Consider the following 17,587-nt stretch of genomic DNA (forward strand, 5'->3'; position numbering starts at 1 on the left):
AGTGCTCTCCGGAGCTTGGAAACATGAAGTCAAAGATTAGTTCACCGTGCGGGGGGCTGTCAGGTTCCTGATCTATCCATAACCATTTGGTTATGTCTGGCGCTGTTCTTTTCAGTATTCGCCGGGCCCCGCATGCCGGAAACTGCCTGCTCGCCTGCCACGCCCAGGCCCTCCAATAATTCCAAGACAGGAGAACGGCATGTCTGCGCAAGACAACAGTCGCTTCGCTATCCGTGATCGCAACTGGCACCCGAAAGCCTTCACCCCCGACTACAAGACCTCCGTCGCCCGTTCGCCGCGCCAGGCCCTGGTGAGCATCGCGCAGTCGGTCAGCGAAAGCACCGGGCCGGATTTTTCGCACCTTGCCTTCGGCCCCCACGACCACGACCTGCTGCTCAACTTCAACAACGGCGGGCTGCCGATCGGTGAGCGAATCGTCTTGGCCGGCCGCGTCTGCGACCAGCACGGCAAGCCGATCCCGCACACCTTGGTAGAGATCTGGCAAGCCAATGCCGGTGGCCGCTACCGGCACAAGAACGACCGTTACCTGGCGCCGCTGGACCCCAACTTCGGCGGTGTCGGCCGCGCCCTGACCGACAGCCAGGGCTACTACAGCTTCCGCACCATCAAGCCGGGCCCGTACCCCTGGCGCAACGGCCCCAACGACTGGCGCCCGGCGCACATCCATGTGTCGATCAGCGGCCCGTCGATTGCCACGCGCTTGATTACCCAGTTGTACTTCGAAGGCGATCCGTTGATCCCGATGTGCCCGATCGTCAAGTCGATTGCCAACCCTGACGCGGTGCAGAGCCTGATCGCCCGCCTGGACATGAGCAATGCCAACCCCATGGACTGCCTGGCCTATCGCTTTGACATCGTGTTGCGCGGGCAGCGCAAGACCCACTTTGAAAACTGCTGAGGAGGCGCCCCATGCCTATTGAACTGCTGCCGGAAACCCCTTCGCAGACCGCCGGCCCTTACGTGCATATCGGCCTGGCCCTGGAGGCTGCCGGTAATCCGACTCGCGACCAGGAAATCTGGAATCGCATGGCCCAGGCTCAAGCGCCGGGTGAGCACATCCTGGTGTTCGGCAATGTCTATGACGGCAATGGCCACTTGGTGCGCGACTCGTTCCTGGAGTTCTGGCAGGCCGACCACAAGGGTGACTACCACAGCGAATTCAATCTGGAAAAACCGTTCAACAGCTTTGGCCGCACTGCCACCACCTTCGATGCCGGTGAGTGGGCCCTGTACACCATCAAGCCGGGCGTGGCCCTTAACGCCGCCGGCGTGCCGATGGCGCCACATATAAATGTCAGCCTGTTCGCCCGTGGCATCAACATTCACCTGCAGACCCGTTTGTACTTCGATGACGAAGCCCAGGCCAATGCCCAGTGCCCGGTGCTCAACCTGATCGAGCAACCGCAGCGACGCGAGACGCTGGTGGCGACCCGCTGCGAAGTGGACGGCAAGCTGGCATACCGCTTTGATATCCGCATTCAGGGAGAAGGCGAGACGGTGTTCTTCGATTTCTGATTGCGCTGCCTCTGCTGCGGGGCGATGTACCTGAACGTCGCCCTGCGGTATTTTGGAACCTGATTTCATATTGTGCCGTTTGTGGGATTACCCCGGCACACATTTCAGGGACCATGACCATGGCCGGCAGTCAGATCGAACGTGCGTTGAGCCTTCTCGAACGCCTCACCAGCGAACCGCGCGGGCTGCCCCTGCAGTCCCTGGCCGAAGAGCTGGAGATCCCCAAGAGCGCCACCCATCGCATGCTCGCCGAGCTGATGCGCCTGGGCTATGTGCGCCAGAATGCCGAGAGCAGCCGCTACCTCTTGAGTACCCGCCTGGTGGCCATGGGCTTTCGCTACCTGGCCAGCAGCGGCGCCGATGTTGTCCAGCCGATTCTCGATCAACTGGCCCAGCAAACCGGTGAACTGGTGCGCCTGGGTGTGATCGACGGCGAACGCCAGACCTGGATCGCCAAGGCCCAGGGCGCTCGCTCCGGCTTGCGCTATGACCCGGACATGGGCCGTGATGCGCCGCTGTTCTACACCGCTTCCGGGCATGCCTGGCTGTCGAGCCTGAGTGATGCCCAGGCGTTGCTGCTGGTGGAGCGCCAGGGGATTGCCAATCCTGCGGACTTCGGCCCCAATGCGCCGAAGTCCAATGCCGAACTGCTCGAACGCCTGCGTATCGCCCGCGAGCATGGCTATGCCTGGGTGGCGGAGAGTTCGGCGTTGGGTACTTCGGCCCTGGCCGCAGTGGTGCGCCACCCGCTCGACGGGCACGCGGTGGGGGTGCTCAGCGTGGCCGGGCCCAGTGCGCGTATGAGTGAGGCACGCATGCACGCATTGGCGCCGGTGTTGCTGGCGGCAGCGGCGGAGTTGTCGGCGGCCAGCCCCGCGTCCGAGCTTTTCGTTTAGGTGGGAGCAACTGTCTTGCACGGCTTTTTTCGCTTGCATTGAAAGTGGAACATGGTTCTAAATATTCCCCAGACGCTCCGCCCACGCTGAACCTGCGAGCCTATATTCATGCCACGTCCCACTGCGCTCGACGCTGTCAGCCAACCGCTCAAGGGCATCGCCCTGGTGGTCTTGGCGACGTTGCTGTTCGCCAGCCACGACGCCCTGTCCAAGTACCTGGCCGGCTTCTATCCGATTCTCTGGGTGGTGTGGGCGCGGTATCTGGTGCACACCTTGCTGATGATGGTGATCTTCCTGCCGCAGTCGGGCCTTCGCGTGCTGCGTACCCGCAGGCCCGGGCTGCAGACCCTGCGCGCGCTGTGTCTGTTGGGCACCAGCTTGTTGTTCACCACGGCCTTGCAGTACATCCCGTTGGCCGAGGCGACAGCGGTCAACTTCCTTGCGCCGTTGCTGGTCACGGCGTTGTCGCTGCCGCTGCTGGGCGAGAAGGTCACGCGTGGGCAGTGGGTGGCGGTGCTGGTGAGTTTCGTCGGCGTGACAGTGATCATTCATCCGGGCGGTGCCTTGTTCACCCCGGCGGTGTTGCTACCATTCGGCTCGGCCTTGTGCTTCTGTTTCTACCAACTGCTGACGCGCAAACTCAGCGGCACCGACAGCCCGACCACCAGCAACTTCTTCACCGGCCTGCTCAACACCTTGGTGATGAGCGCTGTGGTGCCGATGTTCTGGCAGACACCGAGCCTGGTCCACGGATTGATGGCGGTGGCCCTGGGCACCTGCGGGATGACCGCGCACCTGTTCCTGACCCAGGCCTTTCGTCATGCGCCGCCGGCCATGCTGGCGCCATTCAGTTACTGTCAGATCGTGTTCGCCGGGATTCTTGGCCTGGTGCTGTTCGGACACAGCCCGGACATGGCCGGGCTGGTGGGGATTGCCTTGATCTGCCTGAGCGGCCTGGGCGCCGCTTGGTTGCAGCGTCGCCGTTAGGCCTCGACCTTCGGCACTTTGCGCGGGGCCATGAAGTACATCCACGCCAGGGCGATGAAGTACATGGCCGGAATCAGGGTGAACAACAGGGTGTAGTTGTTGTGGGTGGTGGTGAGGATGTAGCCGACCAGTTGGGTCATGAACATGCCGCCGATGGCCGCGCACATGCCGCCGAAGCCGAACACCGTGCTCATCATGTGCTTGGGTGTGTAGTCCATCACCAGGCTCCAGATATTGGCGGTCCAGGCCTGGTGCGCGGCGATGGCCAGGGAAATCGCCAGTACCGCGACCCACAGGCTGCTGGCCCCGGCGGCGAAGGTCACGCCGACGATGGTCACGGCAAACAGCAGCATCGACAGCAGCCGCGCCTTGACCGGGGCCATGCCGCGGCCAATCAGGAACGAGGAGAGGATACCGCCGCCGACGCTGCCGAAATCCGCACTCAGGTAAATGACGATCAGCGGGATGCCCATCTGCGTCACGCTGATGCCCAGGCTGTATTGCTGGTTGAGAAAGGGCGGCAGCCAGTACAGGTAGAACCAGAACACCGGCGCCGTCAGCGAGTAGGCCAGGGCAAAGGCCCAGGTGCCGCGCATGCGCAGGATGCGTGAGAACGGCACGCGGGCCTGATCGGGTTCCGCTTCACTTTGCACGTAGGCCAGTTCTTCCTTGCTGACGCTCGGATGATCTTCCGGGTTGAAGTACTTCAGGCCCCAGAACACCGCCCAGACCAGGCCCAGTGCGGCCATGCCCATGAACGCCGCTTGCCAGCCCCAGACGCTGAGGATCAACGGCAGCAGCATGGGCGTGAACATGGCGCCGACGTTGGTACCGGCGTTGAAGATACCAGTGGCCACGGCGCGCTCACCGGCCGGGAACCACAAGCGGGTGGTCTTGACGCAGGCCGGGTAGTTGGCCGCTTCGGTCAGGCCCAGAATGAACCGGCAGACCATGAAGCCCACCGCCGAAGTGGCCAGGCCATGAGCGCCGGTGGCCAGGCTCCAGAGCAGGACGGCACAGAAAAACACACGCTTGACCCCGACCCGGTCGATCAAGCGGCCCTGGAGCACGAAGCCAATGGCGTAACCGACCTGGAACCAGAAGTTGATGTTGGCGTAGTCCATCGCCGTCCAGCTCATTTCCTTGGCCAGGATCGGCTGCATCACCCCAAGGGCGGCGCGGTCGATGTAGTTCAAGGTGGTGGCAAAGAACACCAGGGCGAGCATGACCCAGCGGGTCTTGCCGACGGCCATGGCGCCACGCAGCTTGTCGCCGATTCCGGCGTGTGGAGTACTGCCCAGGGGCTGGGCCATGCGGGTGGGTTGAGTGTGGATCATCGCGGGTTACCCGTATTTTTATGTTTATGGGTCAAGCCTTGGTTCGGAAATGGTGCGCCTGTGGTCAAAAAAGGGTCAATTCACCGAGCGTTGTTTTGGGCGATAATCGAACACAAAACTAACTAGTTCGTACCTTTTTAATTGAGCAAATTTTGCTCAACGCCAATAATTGCTCCACCCGGTTTTGCCTGCCCATCGGAGCCAGAATAATGCAGCGTTCGATCGCCACCGTGTCCTTGAGCGGTACTTTGCCAGAAAAACTCGATGCCATCGCCGCCGCAGGTTTCGATGGTGTCGAGATCTTCGAAAATGACCTGCTGTACTACGCCGGCAGCCCGCGCGAAATTCGCCAGCGCTGCGCTGATCTGGGCTTGGCGATAACCCTGTTCCAACCCTTCCGCGACTTCGAAGGTTGCCGGCGCGAACGCCTGGCACGCAACCTGGACCGTGCCGAACGCAAGTTCGATCTGATGCAGGAGCTGGGCACTGACCTGGTGCTGGTGTGCAGCAACGTTGCCGCCGATGCTTTGGGGGAGCGCCCGTTGCTGGTGGATGACCTGCGCCTGCTGGCCGAGCGTGCCGGGGCCCGTGGCCTGCGTATCGGTTATGAGGCCCTGGCCTGGGGACGCCATGTGAACACTTGGGAGCAGGTCTGGGAGATTGTCAAAGCCGCCGACCATGTAAGCCTGGGGATGATCCTCGACAGTTTCCATACGTTGTCGCTCAAGGGTGATCCAGGGGCAATCGCCCAGGTGCCGGGAGAGAAGATTTTCTTTGTGCAGATGGCCGATGCACCTCTGCTGGCCATGGATGTGCTGGAGTGGAGTCGGCATTTTCGCTGTTTTCCGGGGCAAGGCGAGTTTGACCTGCCGGGCTTTCTCGCGCCGATCCTGGCCAGCGGTTACCGTGGCCCGCTGTCGCTGGAGGTCTTCAATGACGGGTTTCGCGCGGCGCCGCCACGGGCCAATGCCGCCGATGGGTTGCGCTCGCTGTTGTACCTGGAAGAAAAGACCCGTCAGCGCCTCGGGCAGGACCGCGTTGAGCTCGCCGCCCCAGAGCTGTTGTTCGCGCCACCGCCTGCCAGCAACTACGACGGAGTCGAGTTCCTCGAGTTTGCCGTCGACGACGCCTCGGGGGCCAAGCTGGGCAACTGGCTGGAGCGCCTGGGCTTTACCCGCGCCGGTGTGCACCGCTCGAAGAACGTCAGCCTGCTGCGCCAGGGCGAAATCAACCTGATCCTCAACGCCGAACCTTATTCCTTTGCCCACAATTTCTTCGAAAGCCATGGCCCGTCGCTGTGCGCCACGGCGATCCGGGTCAAGGGCAGCACCCAGGCCCTGGCCCGCGCCGTGGCTTACCATAGCCAGCCCTACCGCGGCCTGGTCGGCCCCAACGAGCGCGAGCTTGCGGCGGTGCGCGCACCGGACGGCAGCCTGATCTACCTGGTTGAGCAGGACGCCCAGGGCCTGACCATCTACGACACCGACTTCAATGTGCAGGCGCAACCAGGCAGCAGCCTGGGCCTGACCCGCATCGACCACATGGCCCTGGCCTTGCCGGCCGACGGCCTCGACAGTTGGGCGCTGTTCTATAAGAGCGTGCTGGATTTCAGCGCCGATGACGAGGTGGTGTTGCCCGACCCCTATGGCCTGGTCAAGAGCCGCGCCCTGCGCAGCCGATGCAGCTCGATACGCCTGCCGCTGAACATTTCGGAAAACCGCAACACGGCGATTGCCCATGCCTTGTCGCATTACCGGGGCTCGGGCGTGCATCACATCGCGTTCGATTGCGACGATATCTTTACTGCGGTCAAACAGGCCAAAGAGTCGGGCGTGGCCTTGCTCGACATCCCGCTCAACTATTACGACGACCTTGCCGCGCGCTTTGATTTCGACGATCAGTTCCTCAGCGAACTGGCCTACTACAACGTGCTATATGACCGCGATGCCCAGGGCGGTGAGCTGTTTCATGTGTACACCGAGCCGTTCGAAGAGCGTTTCTTCTTCGAAGTGCTGCAACGGCGTAACGGCTACAGCGGCTATGGCGCGGCCAACGTCGCCGTGCGCCTGGCCGCCATGGCCAAGGCGCGCGCGGGCGGGCCAGGGCAGGCCAGGTTGTAGGGCGCAGGCAGCGAGGCTTCCTTACTCCGCACCCGGGGCTCATAATCGCCGGGTTAACCGATGGCCATGAGTCCCGTATGACGACTACCCCAGCACCCTGCGCAGCCCCTGAACCGGCGCCGCGCAAGGGCCGCAAAAACAACCCGGAAAAGACCCGCGAGAACATTCTCCAGGCGGCGATCAGCGAGTTCGTCCAGCAGGGGCTGGCCGGCGCCCGGGTCGATGCGATCGCCGAGCGCACGCAAACCTCCAAGCGCATGATCTACTACTACTTCAACAGCAAGGAGCAGCTGTACGTCGAGGTGCTGGAGAAGCTCTACGGCGATATCCGCAGTACCGAAAGCAGCCTGCATCTTGCCGAGCTCGAGCCGCGCCTGGGTATCCGCCGACTGGTGGAGTTCACCTTCGATCACCATGATCGCAATGTCGATTTCGTGCGCATTGTCTGCAACGAGAACATGCACCACGGCGAGTACGTGAAGCGCTCGTCGGCCATTCGCTCGATGAACAAGAGTGTGCTGACGGCACTGGATGAAGTGCTCAGGCGCGGGGCTGCCGAAGGGGTGTTCCGCCAGGGGCTGGATGCGCTGGATGTGCACCTGCTGATCAGCTCGTTCTGCTTCTACCGGGTATCGAACCGGCATACCTTTGGCGAGATCTTCCAGGTGGATTTCGAAGAGGCGGCGGTCAAGGAACGGCATCGGGAGATGATTTGCGAGTCGGTGCTCAGATTCTTGCAGGCTTGAGCATTTTCGCGGGGCAAGCTCGCTCCCACTTGGTAGGAGCGGGCTTGCCCCGCGATGCTTCTCAGTCTCCCAGACTGTTGAAGTGCTCGATCATCCGCGCGGTATCCGCCTTCACCCCGCTGAACAGTTCGAACGCCTTCACCGCCTGGAACACTGCCATGTTCGCCCCGCTCAAGGTACGGCAACCCAGGGCCCGCGCTTCGCGCAGCAGCTCGGTTTCAAGCGGAAAATACACGATCTCCGCCACCCACAACTGCGCGCGCAGCAATGCCTTGGGCACTGGCATGCCCGGCAGCTTGGCCATGCCCATGGGCGTGGTGTTGACCAGGCCGTCGGCGCTGGCCATTGCGCTTGGCAAGTCATGGCCGACCCGGGCCCGGCAGCCTGTGAACTGCTGATTGAGGTTATCCACAAGGGCCTGGGCGCGGGCCAGTTCGACATCGAACACCGTCAGTTGACCGACCCCTTCCTCCAGCAGCGCATGAGCCACCGCCGCCCCGGCGCCACCAGCGCCCATTTGCACGACTTGCCGACGCTTGGCATCCGCCAGGCCGCGGCGAAAGCCTTCGGCAAAACCCAGGCAATCGGTATTGTGGCCGATGCGCTTGCCATCCTTGAACACCACGGTGTTTACCGCGCCGATGCCGCAGGCTTGCGGCGACAGTTCATTGAGCAGCGGCAGGATCGCTTGCTTGCACGGGAAGGTAATGTTGAGGCCGGTGAAACCCATGTACTCGGCCGCCGTCAGCAGTTCTTCGAGGGCGCTGCTGTCGAGCTTGAGCGCGTCCAGATCGATCAGCCGGTACAGGTAGTTCAGCCCTTGCGCGGCACCTTCGTGCTCGTGCAGCGCCGGGGTGCGCGAAGCCTGGATGCCTGCACCGATAAGGCCGGCGAGGATGCTGGGAGAAGAGGCCAAAGCCATGCTGAAAACTCCGTTGTTGTTCTTGGAAATGAAGCGGGAGCGCGTCAGATTAGAAAATGTACCGAATGGTTAATTTGGTCAATTGCCGCTGGGCCTGTCCGCGTGTTTTCTGTGCGCTGATCGCACAGCCTGTGCTACACCTGTTGCTTTGCACCTGCCCATGGAGGGCGACATGGCAACGCCGATCAACGACCTGCAGTCGCTGGGGGAGACCTGGCCCGGCCTGGCCAACCTGACCCAGTCAATCTTCGCCGCCCTGGGTGGCCATGGCTTTCGCAATGCCTTTCGCCTCGACCATTCGCGTAGCACCTGCCTGCTGCTGATCGATGGCCTGGGCTGGAACCTGCTGCAGGCCCATGCCCGGCATGCACCGTTTCTTGCCTCATTGATGCAGCCGGACAGCCACTTCAAGGTGGGCTTCCCGGCCACCACCGCCACCAGCCTGGCGTCGGTGGCTTCCGGGCTGGGCTGCGGCGCCCACGGTATCGTTGGCTGCGGTTTTGCCCTGGATGAGCAGACTGAACTGTCGCCGTTGTCCTGGACCACTTCGCCCTTGCAGGTCGAGGCGCAGCCCAATGTGGCACCGCTGCCGGACACTTTTATCGTGCCCGCTGATGCCTGGAGCCTGGCCGTTAAGCAGGGCATCGCAGTCAGCACGGTGATGCTCGGGCGCTATGCCAACTCCGATTTCACCCGGGCGATCTACAAGGCTGGCAAGATCCTCCCTGCTCCGGCTTATGTCGCTTATCCACAGCTGGTCAATGAGGCACTTTCGCAGCCAGCCCCGGCATTCTGCTTCGCCTATTTTGGTGATCTGGACTTTGCCGGGCACCTGTTCGGCCCTGGCTCCGAGGGCTGGCTCAAACAACTGCAGATTGCCGACCAACTGGCCCAGGCCATCGCCCAACACCTGCCAAAGCAGGCCCGGCTAATGGTGATTGCCGACCACGGCATGCTGGCGCTGGACCACGAGCAGGTACACGACTTTGATCAGGATCCAGCCCTGCAGGAGGGTGTTCGAGCAATCGCCGGGGATATCCGTGCGCGCTACCTGTATACCCACGAGTCTGAGCAAGACCGTGTGCACCAGCGTTGGCAGAATCGTCTAGGGGACAATTACCAGGTATTGAGCAAGGGGCAGGCGATAGCCAAGGGGCTGTTTGGCGATGTGCTGTTGAGCCAGGCTGAAGCGCGGATTGGTGACTTGATCGTGATCCCGACGGGTGCCGGGGGGATCATTCGCAGTGAGATGGAGCAGCATGCCAGTCAGTGGCGGGGGCACCATGGGGCGTTGACCGATGAGGATCAGCGGGTGCCGTTGTTGATGTATTGAAGGACCCGCTCCGGTGGGAGCGGGCTTGACCCGCGATAGCCTCACCGCCGAACCAGCAACACCCCACTCTCCATGTGATGGGTATACGGAAACTGGTCAAACAACGCGCAGCGCTCGATGCGATGAGTGTCGCTCAACTGGGCGATGTTGGCCGCCAGGGTTTCCGGGTTGCAGGAGATGTACAGGATATTGTCGAAGCGCCGGGTCAGTTCGCAGGTGTCCGGGTCCATGCCGGCGCGCGGCGGGTCGACGAACACGCTGCCGAACTGGTAGCTCTTCAGGTCAATACCTTCCAGGCGGCGGAACGGGCGAACCTCGTTAAGGGCCTCGGTCAGCTCTTCAGCCGACAGACGCACCAGGCGCACGTTGTCCACCGCGTTGTCGTCGAGGTTGTGCAGGGCGGCATTCACCGAAGTCTTGCTGATTTCAGTCGCCAGCACCTTGCGTACCCGGGTGGCCAGGGGCAGGGTGAAGTTGCCGTTGCCGCAGTACAACTCGAGCAGGTCGTCCTGGCGCTCGCCCAGGGCTTCATAGGCCCAGTTGAGCATCTTCTGGTTGACCGCGCCGTTGGGCTGGGTGAAGGCGCCTTCGGGCTGGCGATAGCGGAAGGTGCGTCCGGCAACCTGCAGTTCTTCGACCGCGTAATCGCGGCCGATGACCTCGCGCTTGCCCTTGGAGCGGCCGATGATGCTCACGCCCAGGTCGCTGGCCAGTTGCTGCGCGGCGGCTTGCCAATGCTCGTCCAGCGGACGGTGGTAGCACAGGGTGATCATCGCATCGCCCGCCAGGGTGGTGAGGAACTCCACCTGGAACAGCTTGAAACTCAGCGCCGAACTGGCCTGCCAAGCGGCCTTGAGCCGTGGCATCAGGTCGTTGATCTGCCGGCTGGCGATCGGGAAGTCTTCGATCAGGATCGGCGTGTACTTCTCGCCCGGAGCGAACATCGCATAGAAGCGCTGCTCGTTCTCGCGCCACAGGCGGAACTCGGCGCGCAGGCGATAGTGCTCGCGCGGCGAGTCGAATACCGCAGGCTCGGGGGCCGCGAATGGCGCCAGTAGCTCGCGCAGGCGGGCGACCTTGGCGTCGAGCTGCTGGGTGTAGGTCGAAGGGTCGAAGGCAGCACTCATGCGTTGAACCAGCCCAACTTGATGACGAACAGGATCGAGAGGATCACCAGCGCCGCGTTGAGGTCACGGGCACGGCCGGAGAGTAGCTTGATCGCGGTCCAGGCAATGAAACCGAAGGCGATGCCGTTGGCGATCGAGTAGGTCAGCGGCATGGCCAGGGCGGTGACTACCACCGGTGCGGCTTCGGTAATGTCGTCCCAGTTTATTTCAGCCAGGCCCGAAGCCATCAACACGGCGACGAACAACAGCGCCGGGGCCGTGGCGAACGCTGGCACGCTACCGGCCAGCGGGGCGAAGAACAGCGCCAGCAGGAACAGGATGGCCACGACGATGGCGGTCAGGCCGGTGCGGCCACCGGCGCTCACGCCAGCAGCCGACTCGATGTAGCTGGTGGTGGTCGAGGTGCCCAGCAGGGAGCCGGCCATGGCGGCGGTGCTGTCGGCGATCAGCGCGCGGCCCATTTTCGGCATGTGGCCGTCCTTGCGCATCAGGCCGGCGCGCTTGGCGACGCCGATCAGGGTGCCGGAGTTGTCGAACAGGTCAACGAACAGGAAGGCGAAGATCACGCTGATCAGGCCAACGTCCAGGGCGCCCTTGATGTCCAGTTGCAGGAAGGTCGGTGCCAGCGACGGCGGCATCGATACCACGCCGTTGAACGGGGTGACGCCCAGGGCGATGGAGGCCACTGTCACCGCCAGGATACCGATCAGCACCGCGCCACGGACCTTCATGGCCTCCAGCGCGACGATCAGGAAGAAGCCCAGGGTGGCGAGGATCGGCGCCGGCTTCTTGAGGTCACCGAGGCCCACCAGAGTGGCTTCGTTATCGACGACGATGCCCGCGTTGTGCAGGGCGATCAGCGCCAGGAACAGGCCGATACCGGCAGCAATCGCCGAACGCAACGGCAGTGGGATGCTGTTGACGATCCATTCACGGATGCGAAAGATCGACAGCAGGAAGAAGCACACCGCGGAGATGAACACCGCGCCCAGGGCCACCTGCCAGGTGTGGCCCATGTGCAGGACCACGGTGTAGGTGAAGAAGGCGTTCAGGCCCATGCCCGGTGCCAGGGCGATCGGGTAGTTGGCGATCAGGCCCATGGTGGTCGAACCGATGGCCGCTGCCAGGCAGGTGGCGACGAACAGCGCGCCCTTGTCCATGCCGGTTTCGCCGAGGATGCTCGGGTTGACGAACAGGATGTAGGCCATGGCCAGGAAGGTGGTCACGCCCGCGAGAATCTCGGTGCGGACATTGGTGTCGTGTGCTTTTAGTTGAAACAGCCTTTCCAGCATGCCTGCTCCCCGTGGCGCTCCCGGCGCCGTGAATGTATCGACCCAGTTAGCAAAGCACAGACTGTACCGGGAGACTGTGGTTTTTCCCTGGGCCGGAAAAAAGCCGCGCATCATACCAGCATGCTCGCGCTGCGGTAATTAATGTCGCAATCCCGGCATCCCGAGACTGTCACGCGGCCCTGGCGCGGTGAGCGACTAGACTTACGGGAGACCCCGGCGGAGAGCAGTCGATGACCCACAGAGCCCTGATCGTAGTTGCCGAAGGCGTGGATGATCTGCAAAGCGTGACCCTGATCGACGTGCTGCGCCGCGCCGAGATAGAGGTGGTGGTGGCCAGTATCGAAGGCCGGCGCATGCTCACCTGCGCCCGAGGCACACGCTTGACCGCCGACGGCATGTTGGTTGATCTGCTGGCCCAGCCGTTTGACCTGATGGTTTTGCCAGGGGGCGAGAAGGGTGTGCAGCACATGGAGCTACACCAGCCGCTGGGCCAGCAGGTAAAGGACCAGGCCAGGGCCGGGAAGTTTTTCGCTGCGATCGGCGAGGGGCCGTTGGCCCTGCAGGCCTATGGCGTGTTGCGCCAGCGGCGCATGACCTGTGATCCGGACGCCAGCCAGCAGTTGTCCGGGTGCAACTTTGTCGATCAGGCGGTGGTGCTGGATGGCAACTGCATCACCGCGCAGGGTTCGGCGGCGGCGTTGCAATTCGCCTTGGCGCTGGTTGAGCAGGTGGCGGGCAGGGCGGTGTGCAAGCGGGTGGCGGCTGAACTGGGGGTGTAGCTATCGCGGGGCAAGCCCGCTCCCACAGTGGGAGCGGGCTTGCCCCGCGATGAGGCCCTCACTGCTTGTGCATATGATCGCGCCCGGCCAGGGTCGGGAACAGCTTGATCCACACCCCGTTCACCGCATTCACCCGGCCGCGGATCACCATGCTGATCATGTCGGCGGCACACATCACCCGCCCGACCTTGCGCTCCACCGCAAAGCGCGCCAGCCACAGTGACATCAACAAGCCGCCCACCGCCGGCGGCGGAGCAGGTTATTACCACTTTGTAACAACGGGTTGCGAAGAATCTCGCTATAGCGGCGCAAGCGCACTGTTTTGGGGCGAGGTAAAGGGGGTGAGACAACCGGTCACGCGGCAATCAACCACACAAGCGCCAAGGCCGTTCAGGACTATCCTTTCAGACAACCGTTGATCTGGATCAATAGTTTCATTTGCAACGGTAGGGCCAGACGGCCGAATTCCCTGCGATGTGATGTCTACAGAACAATTCCAACTTGCCGCACTCAACTACCGTGGGGGCAGTTGGCGCCCAGGCCACCACCTGACGCCGGATTACCTGACAGAGGAAGCACTATGTTCGGATTAGAGGCTCTAGATCTCGCCCGAATTCAGTTCGCGTTTACCGTGTCCTTTCACATCCTGTTCCCGGCCATCACCATCGGCCTGGCGAGTTACCTGGCTGTTCTTGAAGGGCTGTGGCTGAAAACCAACAACAGCGTCTACCGTGACCTTTACCATTTCTGGTCAAAGATCTTTGCCGTCAACTTCGGCATGGGGGTGGTCTCGGGCCTGGTCATGGCCTACCAGTTCGGCACCAACTGGAGCAAGTTCTCCGATTTTGCCGGCTCCGTCACTGGGCCGCTGCTGACGTATGAAGTGCTGACCGCCTTCTTCCTCGAGGCCGGTTTCCTCGGTGTCATGCTCTTTGGCTGGAACCGTGTTGGCCGTGGCCTGCACTTCTTCGCCACGGTGATGGTCGCCATCGGCACACTGATCTCGACCTTCTGGATCCTCGCCTCCAACAGCTGGATGCAGACCCCCCAAGGCTACGAGATCGTCAACGGTGTGGTGATCCCGGTCGACTGGTTCGCGGTGATCTTCAACCCGTCGTTCCCCTACCGCCTGGCCCACATGGCCACGGCCGCCTTTGTCGCGACTGCGTTCTTCGTCGGCGCTTCGGCAGCCTGGCACCTGTTGCGCGGCCGCGATAACCCGGCGATCCGCAAGATGCTCTCGATGGCCATGTGGATGGCCCTGATCGTGGCGCCGGTGCAGGCCGTGATCGGCGACTTCCATGGCCTCAACACCCTCAAGCACCAACCGGTGAAAATCGCTGCGATCGAGGGCCACTGGGAAAACAAGCCGGGCGAACCGACTCCGCTGATTCTCTTCGGCATCCCCGACATGGAGGCCGAAACCACGCGCTTCAAGGTGGAGATCCCGGCGCTGGGCAGCCTGATCCTGACCCACAGCCTGGACAAGCAAGTACCGGCGATGAAGGAGTTCCCGAAAGAAGACCGGCCTAACTCGACCGTCGTGTTCTGGTCGTTCCGGGTCATGGTTGGCTTAGGGATGCTGATGATCTTTGTCGGCCTCTGGAGCCTGTGGCTGCGCAAGAGCGACAAGCTCTACAGTTCGCGCCCGTTCCTGTACCTGACCTTGTGGATGGGCCCGTCCGGCCTGATCGCCATCCTCGCCGGCTGGTTTACTACCGAGATCGGTCGCCAGCCCTGGGTGGTGTACGGCCTGATGCGCACCGCCGATGGTGTCTCCAACCACAGCTACGGTCAGCTCGGCCTGACGCTGGTGATGTTCGTGGTGGTCTACTTCGCGCTGTTCGGTACCGGTCTGGGTTACATGATGCGCCTGGTGCGCAAAGGGCCGAAGACCGGTGAAGGGGACGAGACCACGCCAGGTGGCCCTGGCCAGCAACGCACGCCGGCCCGGCCGCTGTCGGCCGCCGATGAGGCGCATGAACATGGCGATCACGCCAGCCTGAACAAGGGGAACTGAATCATGGGTATTGATCTTCCGCTGATCTGGGCCGTGATCATCATCTTCGGCATCATGATGTACGTGGTCATGGACGGCTTTGACCTGGGCATTGGCATCCTCTTCCCGTTCGTCAAGGCCGAGCAGGACCGCGACGTGATGATGAACACCGTCGCACCGGTCTGGGACGGTAACGAAACCTGGCTGGTGCTGGGCGGCGCGGCGCTGTTTGGCGCCTTTCCGATGGCCTATGCCGTGGTCCTCTCGGCGCTGTACCTGCCGTTGATGCTGATGCTGGTCGGCTTGATCTTCCGCGGCGTGGCTTTTGAGTTCCGCTTCAAGGCGACGGCGGCCAAGCGCCATTTGTGGGACAAGGCGTTCATCGGCGGCTCGCTGGTGGCAACCTTCTTCCAGGGCGTAGCCCTGGGGGCCTTCATCGAAGGTTTCGAGGTGGTCAATCGCAACTACGTTGGCGGCAGCCTCGATTGGCTGACCCCGTTCAGCCTGTTCTGCGGCCTTGGTCTGGTTGTCGCCTACGCCTTGCTGGGTTGCACTTGGCTGATCATGAAGACCGAAGGCAAGCTGCAATTGCAGATGCATGACCTGGCGCGTCCGCTGGCCCTGGTGCTGTTGGCGGTGACCGGTATCGTCAGTATCTGGACGCCGCTGGCGCATCCGGATATTGCCACCCGCTGGTTCAGTCTGCCGAACCTGTTCTGGTTCCTGCCGGTGCCGATCCTGGTACTGGTGACCCTGTACGGCTTGCTGCGGGCCGTTGCGCGTAATGCTCACTACACCCCGTTCCTGCTGACCCTGGTGCTGATCTTCCTCGGCTACAGCGGCCTGGGTATCAGCCTGTGGCCGAACATCATCCCGCCGTCGATTTCGATCTGGGAAGCGGCGGCACCTCCGCAGAGCCAGGGCTTCATGCTGGTCGGGACCTTGTTCATCATCCCGTTCATCCTCGGTTACACCTTCTGGAGCTACTACGTATTCCGCGGCAAGGTGACCCACGAAGATGGCTACCACTAGGGGAGCATGGCAATGACTGGCAAAGGCTCGATTGACGAAGAGAAGAAACCGCTCTGGCAGCGCCTGGGCTGGTTGGCACTGATCTGGGCCGCCAGCGTGGTGAGTCTGGCACTGGTCGCCTGGCTGATGCGTCTGTTCATGAGTGCGGCCGGACTGAGCACGCACTAAACGTTATTTCCCATCCCGCCTTGCGGCGGATTTACAGCCCTTCGCAGCGTCAGCTGCGGAGGGTTTTTTTTGCTCCGAGGGAGCGGGCTTGCCCCGCGATGCAATGTGGCTGACAGAATGCTATCGCGGGTCAAGCCCGCTCCTACTTACGCGCCTTGAGCACCACGAACTTAGGCGTCGCCGCCACCTGTTCAACCCCACGGAACAGGCGCGCCAGCTTGCTGTGATAACCCAGGTGACGATTGCCGACGATGTACAGCGCGCCACCCACCACCAGGGCTTCGCGGGCCTGCTGGAACATGCGCCAGGCGAGAAAATCTCCGACCACCTGCTGCTGGTGGAACGGCGGGTTGCACAGCACCACATCCAGTGACTGCGCCGCTTGCCCGGCCAGGCCGTCGTCAGGGCGCACCGTCACTTGCCGCTCACCCAGCGCCGTCTGCCAGTTCTCCCAGGCAGACTGCACCGCCATGTACGACTCATCCACCAGGGTGTACTGCGCCTGCGGGTTGGCCAGGGCGCTGGCGATGGCCAGCACGCCATTACCGCACCCCAGGTCCGCGACCCGGGCGTTGCCGAGGTCTTTGGGCAGGTGTGGGAGGAACGCCCGTGTGCCGATATCCAGGCCTTCCCGGCAGAACACATTGGCGTGGTTGAGCAGCTCAAGGCGTGGTGTGTCGAGTTGATAGCGGGTCGGGTAGGGCGAGACGAATGCCGGTTTTGTCTGGAAGGTGGCAATCAGCAGGCGGGCCTTTTTCTGTGCCAGCGACGCCTGGACCGGGCCGATGTATTTCTCCAGCAGGTCACCCGCCGCGCGGGGCAGGTGCTTGATCATGGCGCCGGCAACCACTTGTGCGCCGGGCGCCAGTTGGCCTTGCAGGCGAATCAGTTGCTCTTCGAGCAAGGCCAGGGTCTTGGGCACGCGTACCAGCACGCGATCGAACGGGCCCTGCCAGGGATGGCTGGCCGCCACGAACGGCACCGAGTCAAAGGCCAGGCCGTTGCGCACCAGGTTCTTTTCCAGGGCCAGATGGGCCAGGTGCGAGTCGCCGCTGCTCAGCACCCAAACATGGGGCGCCAGGCTGATGGCCAGAGCACCGAAGCTGTCATTGAGGACCAGCACCCGAGTCGTTGCCGAGAGTGTCTGCTCGGCCAGGTGTTCCAGCAAATACTCGTCGGCAGCATCGAAGGCTTGCAGAGGATCGTTGGCTTGCTCGGGCTGGCGAAGCAGATCGAGTTCGGCGAAGGGGCTGGTCAGCAGGGGCATGGTGTATGGCTCTGGGGCATTGACGTGCGCGTACGGCGCGCTTTAC

16 protein-coding genes and 1 pseudogene are annotated in these 17,587 nt (G+C 62.6%); 11 read left to right on the forward strand and 6 right to left on the reverse strand.

Annotation, left to right across the window (positions count from 1 at the left end):
* Positions 1–199 precede the first annotated feature (199 nt).
* From pcaH to EXN22_RS04950, 4 genes are all read left to right on the forward strand, one after another.
* Positions 200–919: a protocatechuate 3,4-dioxygenase subunit beta gene (pcaH, locus tag EXN22_RS04935; RefSeq protein ID WP_130263015.1), complete on the forward strand. Its 720-nt coding sequence runs from the start codon at positions 200–202 to the stop codon at positions 917–919.
* A gap of 11 nt (positions 920–930) precedes the next feature.
* Positions 931–1,536 (forward strand): protocatechuate 3,4-dioxygenase subunit alpha, encoded by a 606-nt coding sequence (pcaG, locus tag EXN22_RS04940; RefSeq protein WP_130263016.1) that lies wholly within the window; start codon positions 931–933, stop codon positions 1,534–1,536.
* 119 nt (positions 1,537–1,655) lie between these two features.
* Entirely contained in the window at positions 1,656–2,432 is a 777-nt protein-coding gene (locus tag EXN22_RS04945) for an IclR family transcriptional regulator (protein ID WP_130263017.1), read from the forward strand.
* Positions 2,433–2,540: 108 nt separating this feature from the next.
* On the forward strand, positions 2,541–3,419 hold the full coding sequence (locus tag EXN22_RS04950) for a DMT family transporter (protein ID WP_130263018.1): 879 nt from the start codon (positions 2,541–2,543) through the stop codon (positions 3,417–3,419).
* On the opposite strand, the gene EXN22_RS04955 is transcribed toward EXN22_RS04950, so the two are convergent.
* Positions 3,416–4,732, reverse strand: coding sequence for an MFS transporter (locus tag EXN22_RS04955; RefSeq protein WP_233281716.1), 1,317 nt, complete (start codon positions 4,730–4,732; stop codon positions 3,416–3,418). The two genes, EXN22_RS04950 and EXN22_RS04955, sit on opposite strands and share 4 nt — an antisense overlap.
* A gap of 233 nt (positions 4,733–4,965) precedes the next feature.
* Between EXN22_RS04955 and quiC the strand changes: the two genes are divergently transcribed.
* Both quiC and EXN22_RS04965 read left to right on the forward strand, forming a co-directional pair.
* Positions 4,966–6,876 carry a 3-dehydroshikimate dehydratase QuiC gene (quiC, locus tag EXN22_RS04960; protein WP_130263020.1) on the forward strand — a complete coding sequence of 637 codons (1,911 nt, stop codon included), beginning with the start codon at positions 4,966–4,968 and terminating at the stop codon, positions 6,874–6,876.
* A 77-nt stretch (positions 6,877–6,953) separates the two neighbouring features.
* Complete coding sequence (locus EXN22_RS04965) at positions 6,954–7,622, forward strand: TetR/AcrR family transcriptional regulator (RefSeq protein WP_130263021.1); 669 nt, start codon at positions 6,954–6,956, stop codon at positions 7,620–7,622.
* A gap of 61 nt (positions 7,623–7,683) precedes the next feature.
* Here EXN22_RS04965 and EXN22_RS04970 read toward each other — a convergent pair whose 3' ends face one another.
* Positions 7,684–8,544: a shikimate dehydrogenase gene (locus EXN22_RS04970; RefSeq protein ID WP_407691943.1), complete on the reverse strand. Its 861-nt coding sequence runs from the start codon at positions 8,542–8,544 to the stop codon at positions 7,684–7,686.
* A 172-nt stretch (positions 8,545–8,716) separates the two neighbouring features.
* Between EXN22_RS04970 and EXN22_RS04975 the strand changes: the two genes are divergently transcribed.
* Positions 8,717–9,877 (forward strand): alkaline phosphatase family protein, encoded by a 1,161-nt coding sequence (locus EXN22_RS04975; RefSeq protein ID WP_130263022.1) that lies wholly within the window; start codon positions 8,717–8,719, stop codon positions 9,875–9,877.
* A gap of 41 nt (positions 9,878–9,918) precedes the next feature.
* Here EXN22_RS04975 and trmA read toward each other — a convergent pair whose 3' ends face one another.
* Positions 9,919–11,004 carry a tRNA (uridine(54)-C5)-methyltransferase TrmA gene (trmA, locus tag EXN22_RS04980; protein WP_130263023.1) on the reverse strand — a complete coding sequence of 362 codons (1,086 nt, stop codon included), beginning with the start codon at positions 11,002–11,004 and terminating at the stop codon, positions 9,919–9,921.
* The gene (locus EXN22_RS04985) at positions 11,001–12,296 is read right to left on the reverse strand and encodes an NCS2 family permease (protein WP_130263024.1); all 1,296 of its coding nucleotides are present in this window, start codon (positions 12,294–12,296) and stop codon (positions 11,001–11,003) included. The genes trmA and EXN22_RS04985 overlap by 4 nt, the downstream gene beginning before the upstream one ends.
* 230 nt (positions 12,297–12,526) lie before the next feature.
* Here EXN22_RS04985 and EXN22_RS04990 point away from each other — a divergent pair, with 230 nt between their 5' ends.
* Positions 12,527–13,075, forward strand: coding sequence for a DJ-1 family glyoxalase III (locus EXN22_RS04990; RefSeq protein WP_130263025.1), 549 nt, complete (start codon positions 12,527–12,529; stop codon positions 13,073–13,075).
* A gap of 58 nt (positions 13,076–13,133) precedes the next feature.
* On the opposite strand, the pseudogene EXN22_RS04995 reads toward EXN22_RS04990, so the two are convergent.
* Positions 13,134–13,322 (reverse strand): annotated as a pseudogene (locus EXN22_RS04995) (hypothetical protein); the annotation flags it as partial.
* Positions 13,323–13,655: 333 nt separating this feature from the next.
* Between EXN22_RS04995 and EXN22_RS05000 the strand changes: the two are divergent.
* Genes EXN22_RS05000 through EXN22_RS05010 form a run of 3 tightly spaced genes read left to right on the forward strand, consistent with a single transcriptional unit; the run spans position 13,656 to position 16,274 of the window.
* Positions 13,656–15,095, forward strand: a complete 1,440-nt coding sequence (locus EXN22_RS05000) for a cytochrome ubiquinol oxidase subunit I (RefSeq protein ID WP_130263026.1) — start codon at positions 13,656–13,658, stop codon at positions 15,093–15,095.
* Positions 15,096–15,098: 3 nt separating this feature from the next.
* Positions 15,099–16,106 carry a cytochrome d ubiquinol oxidase subunit II gene (gene cydB, locus EXN22_RS05005; RefSeq protein WP_130263027.1) on the forward strand — a complete coding sequence of 336 codons (1,008 nt, stop codon included), beginning with the start codon at positions 15,099–15,101 and terminating at the stop codon, positions 16,104–16,106.
* Between the two features lie 12 nt (positions 16,107–16,118).
* Positions 16,119–16,274: a DUF2474 domain-containing protein gene (locus EXN22_RS05010; protein ID WP_130263028.1), complete on the forward strand. Its 156-nt coding sequence runs from the start codon at positions 16,119–16,121 to the stop codon at positions 16,272–16,274.
* Positions 16,275–16,416: 142 nt separating this feature from the next.
* Here the strand turns inward: EXN22_RS05010 and EXN22_RS05015 are convergent, their stop codons facing one another.
* A complete protein-coding gene (locus EXN22_RS05015; protein WP_130263029.1) occupies positions 16,417–17,541 on the reverse strand; it encodes a methyltransferase in 1,125 nt (374 codons plus the stop codon).
* Positions 17,542–17,587: the final 46 nt, after the last annotated feature.

The sequence above is a fragment of the Pseudomonas tructae genome (assembly GCF_004214895.1).
GTDB classification, from domain to species: Bacteria; Pseudomonadota; Gammaproteobacteria; order Pseudomonadales; family Pseudomonadaceae; genus Aquipseudomonas; species Aquipseudomonas tructae.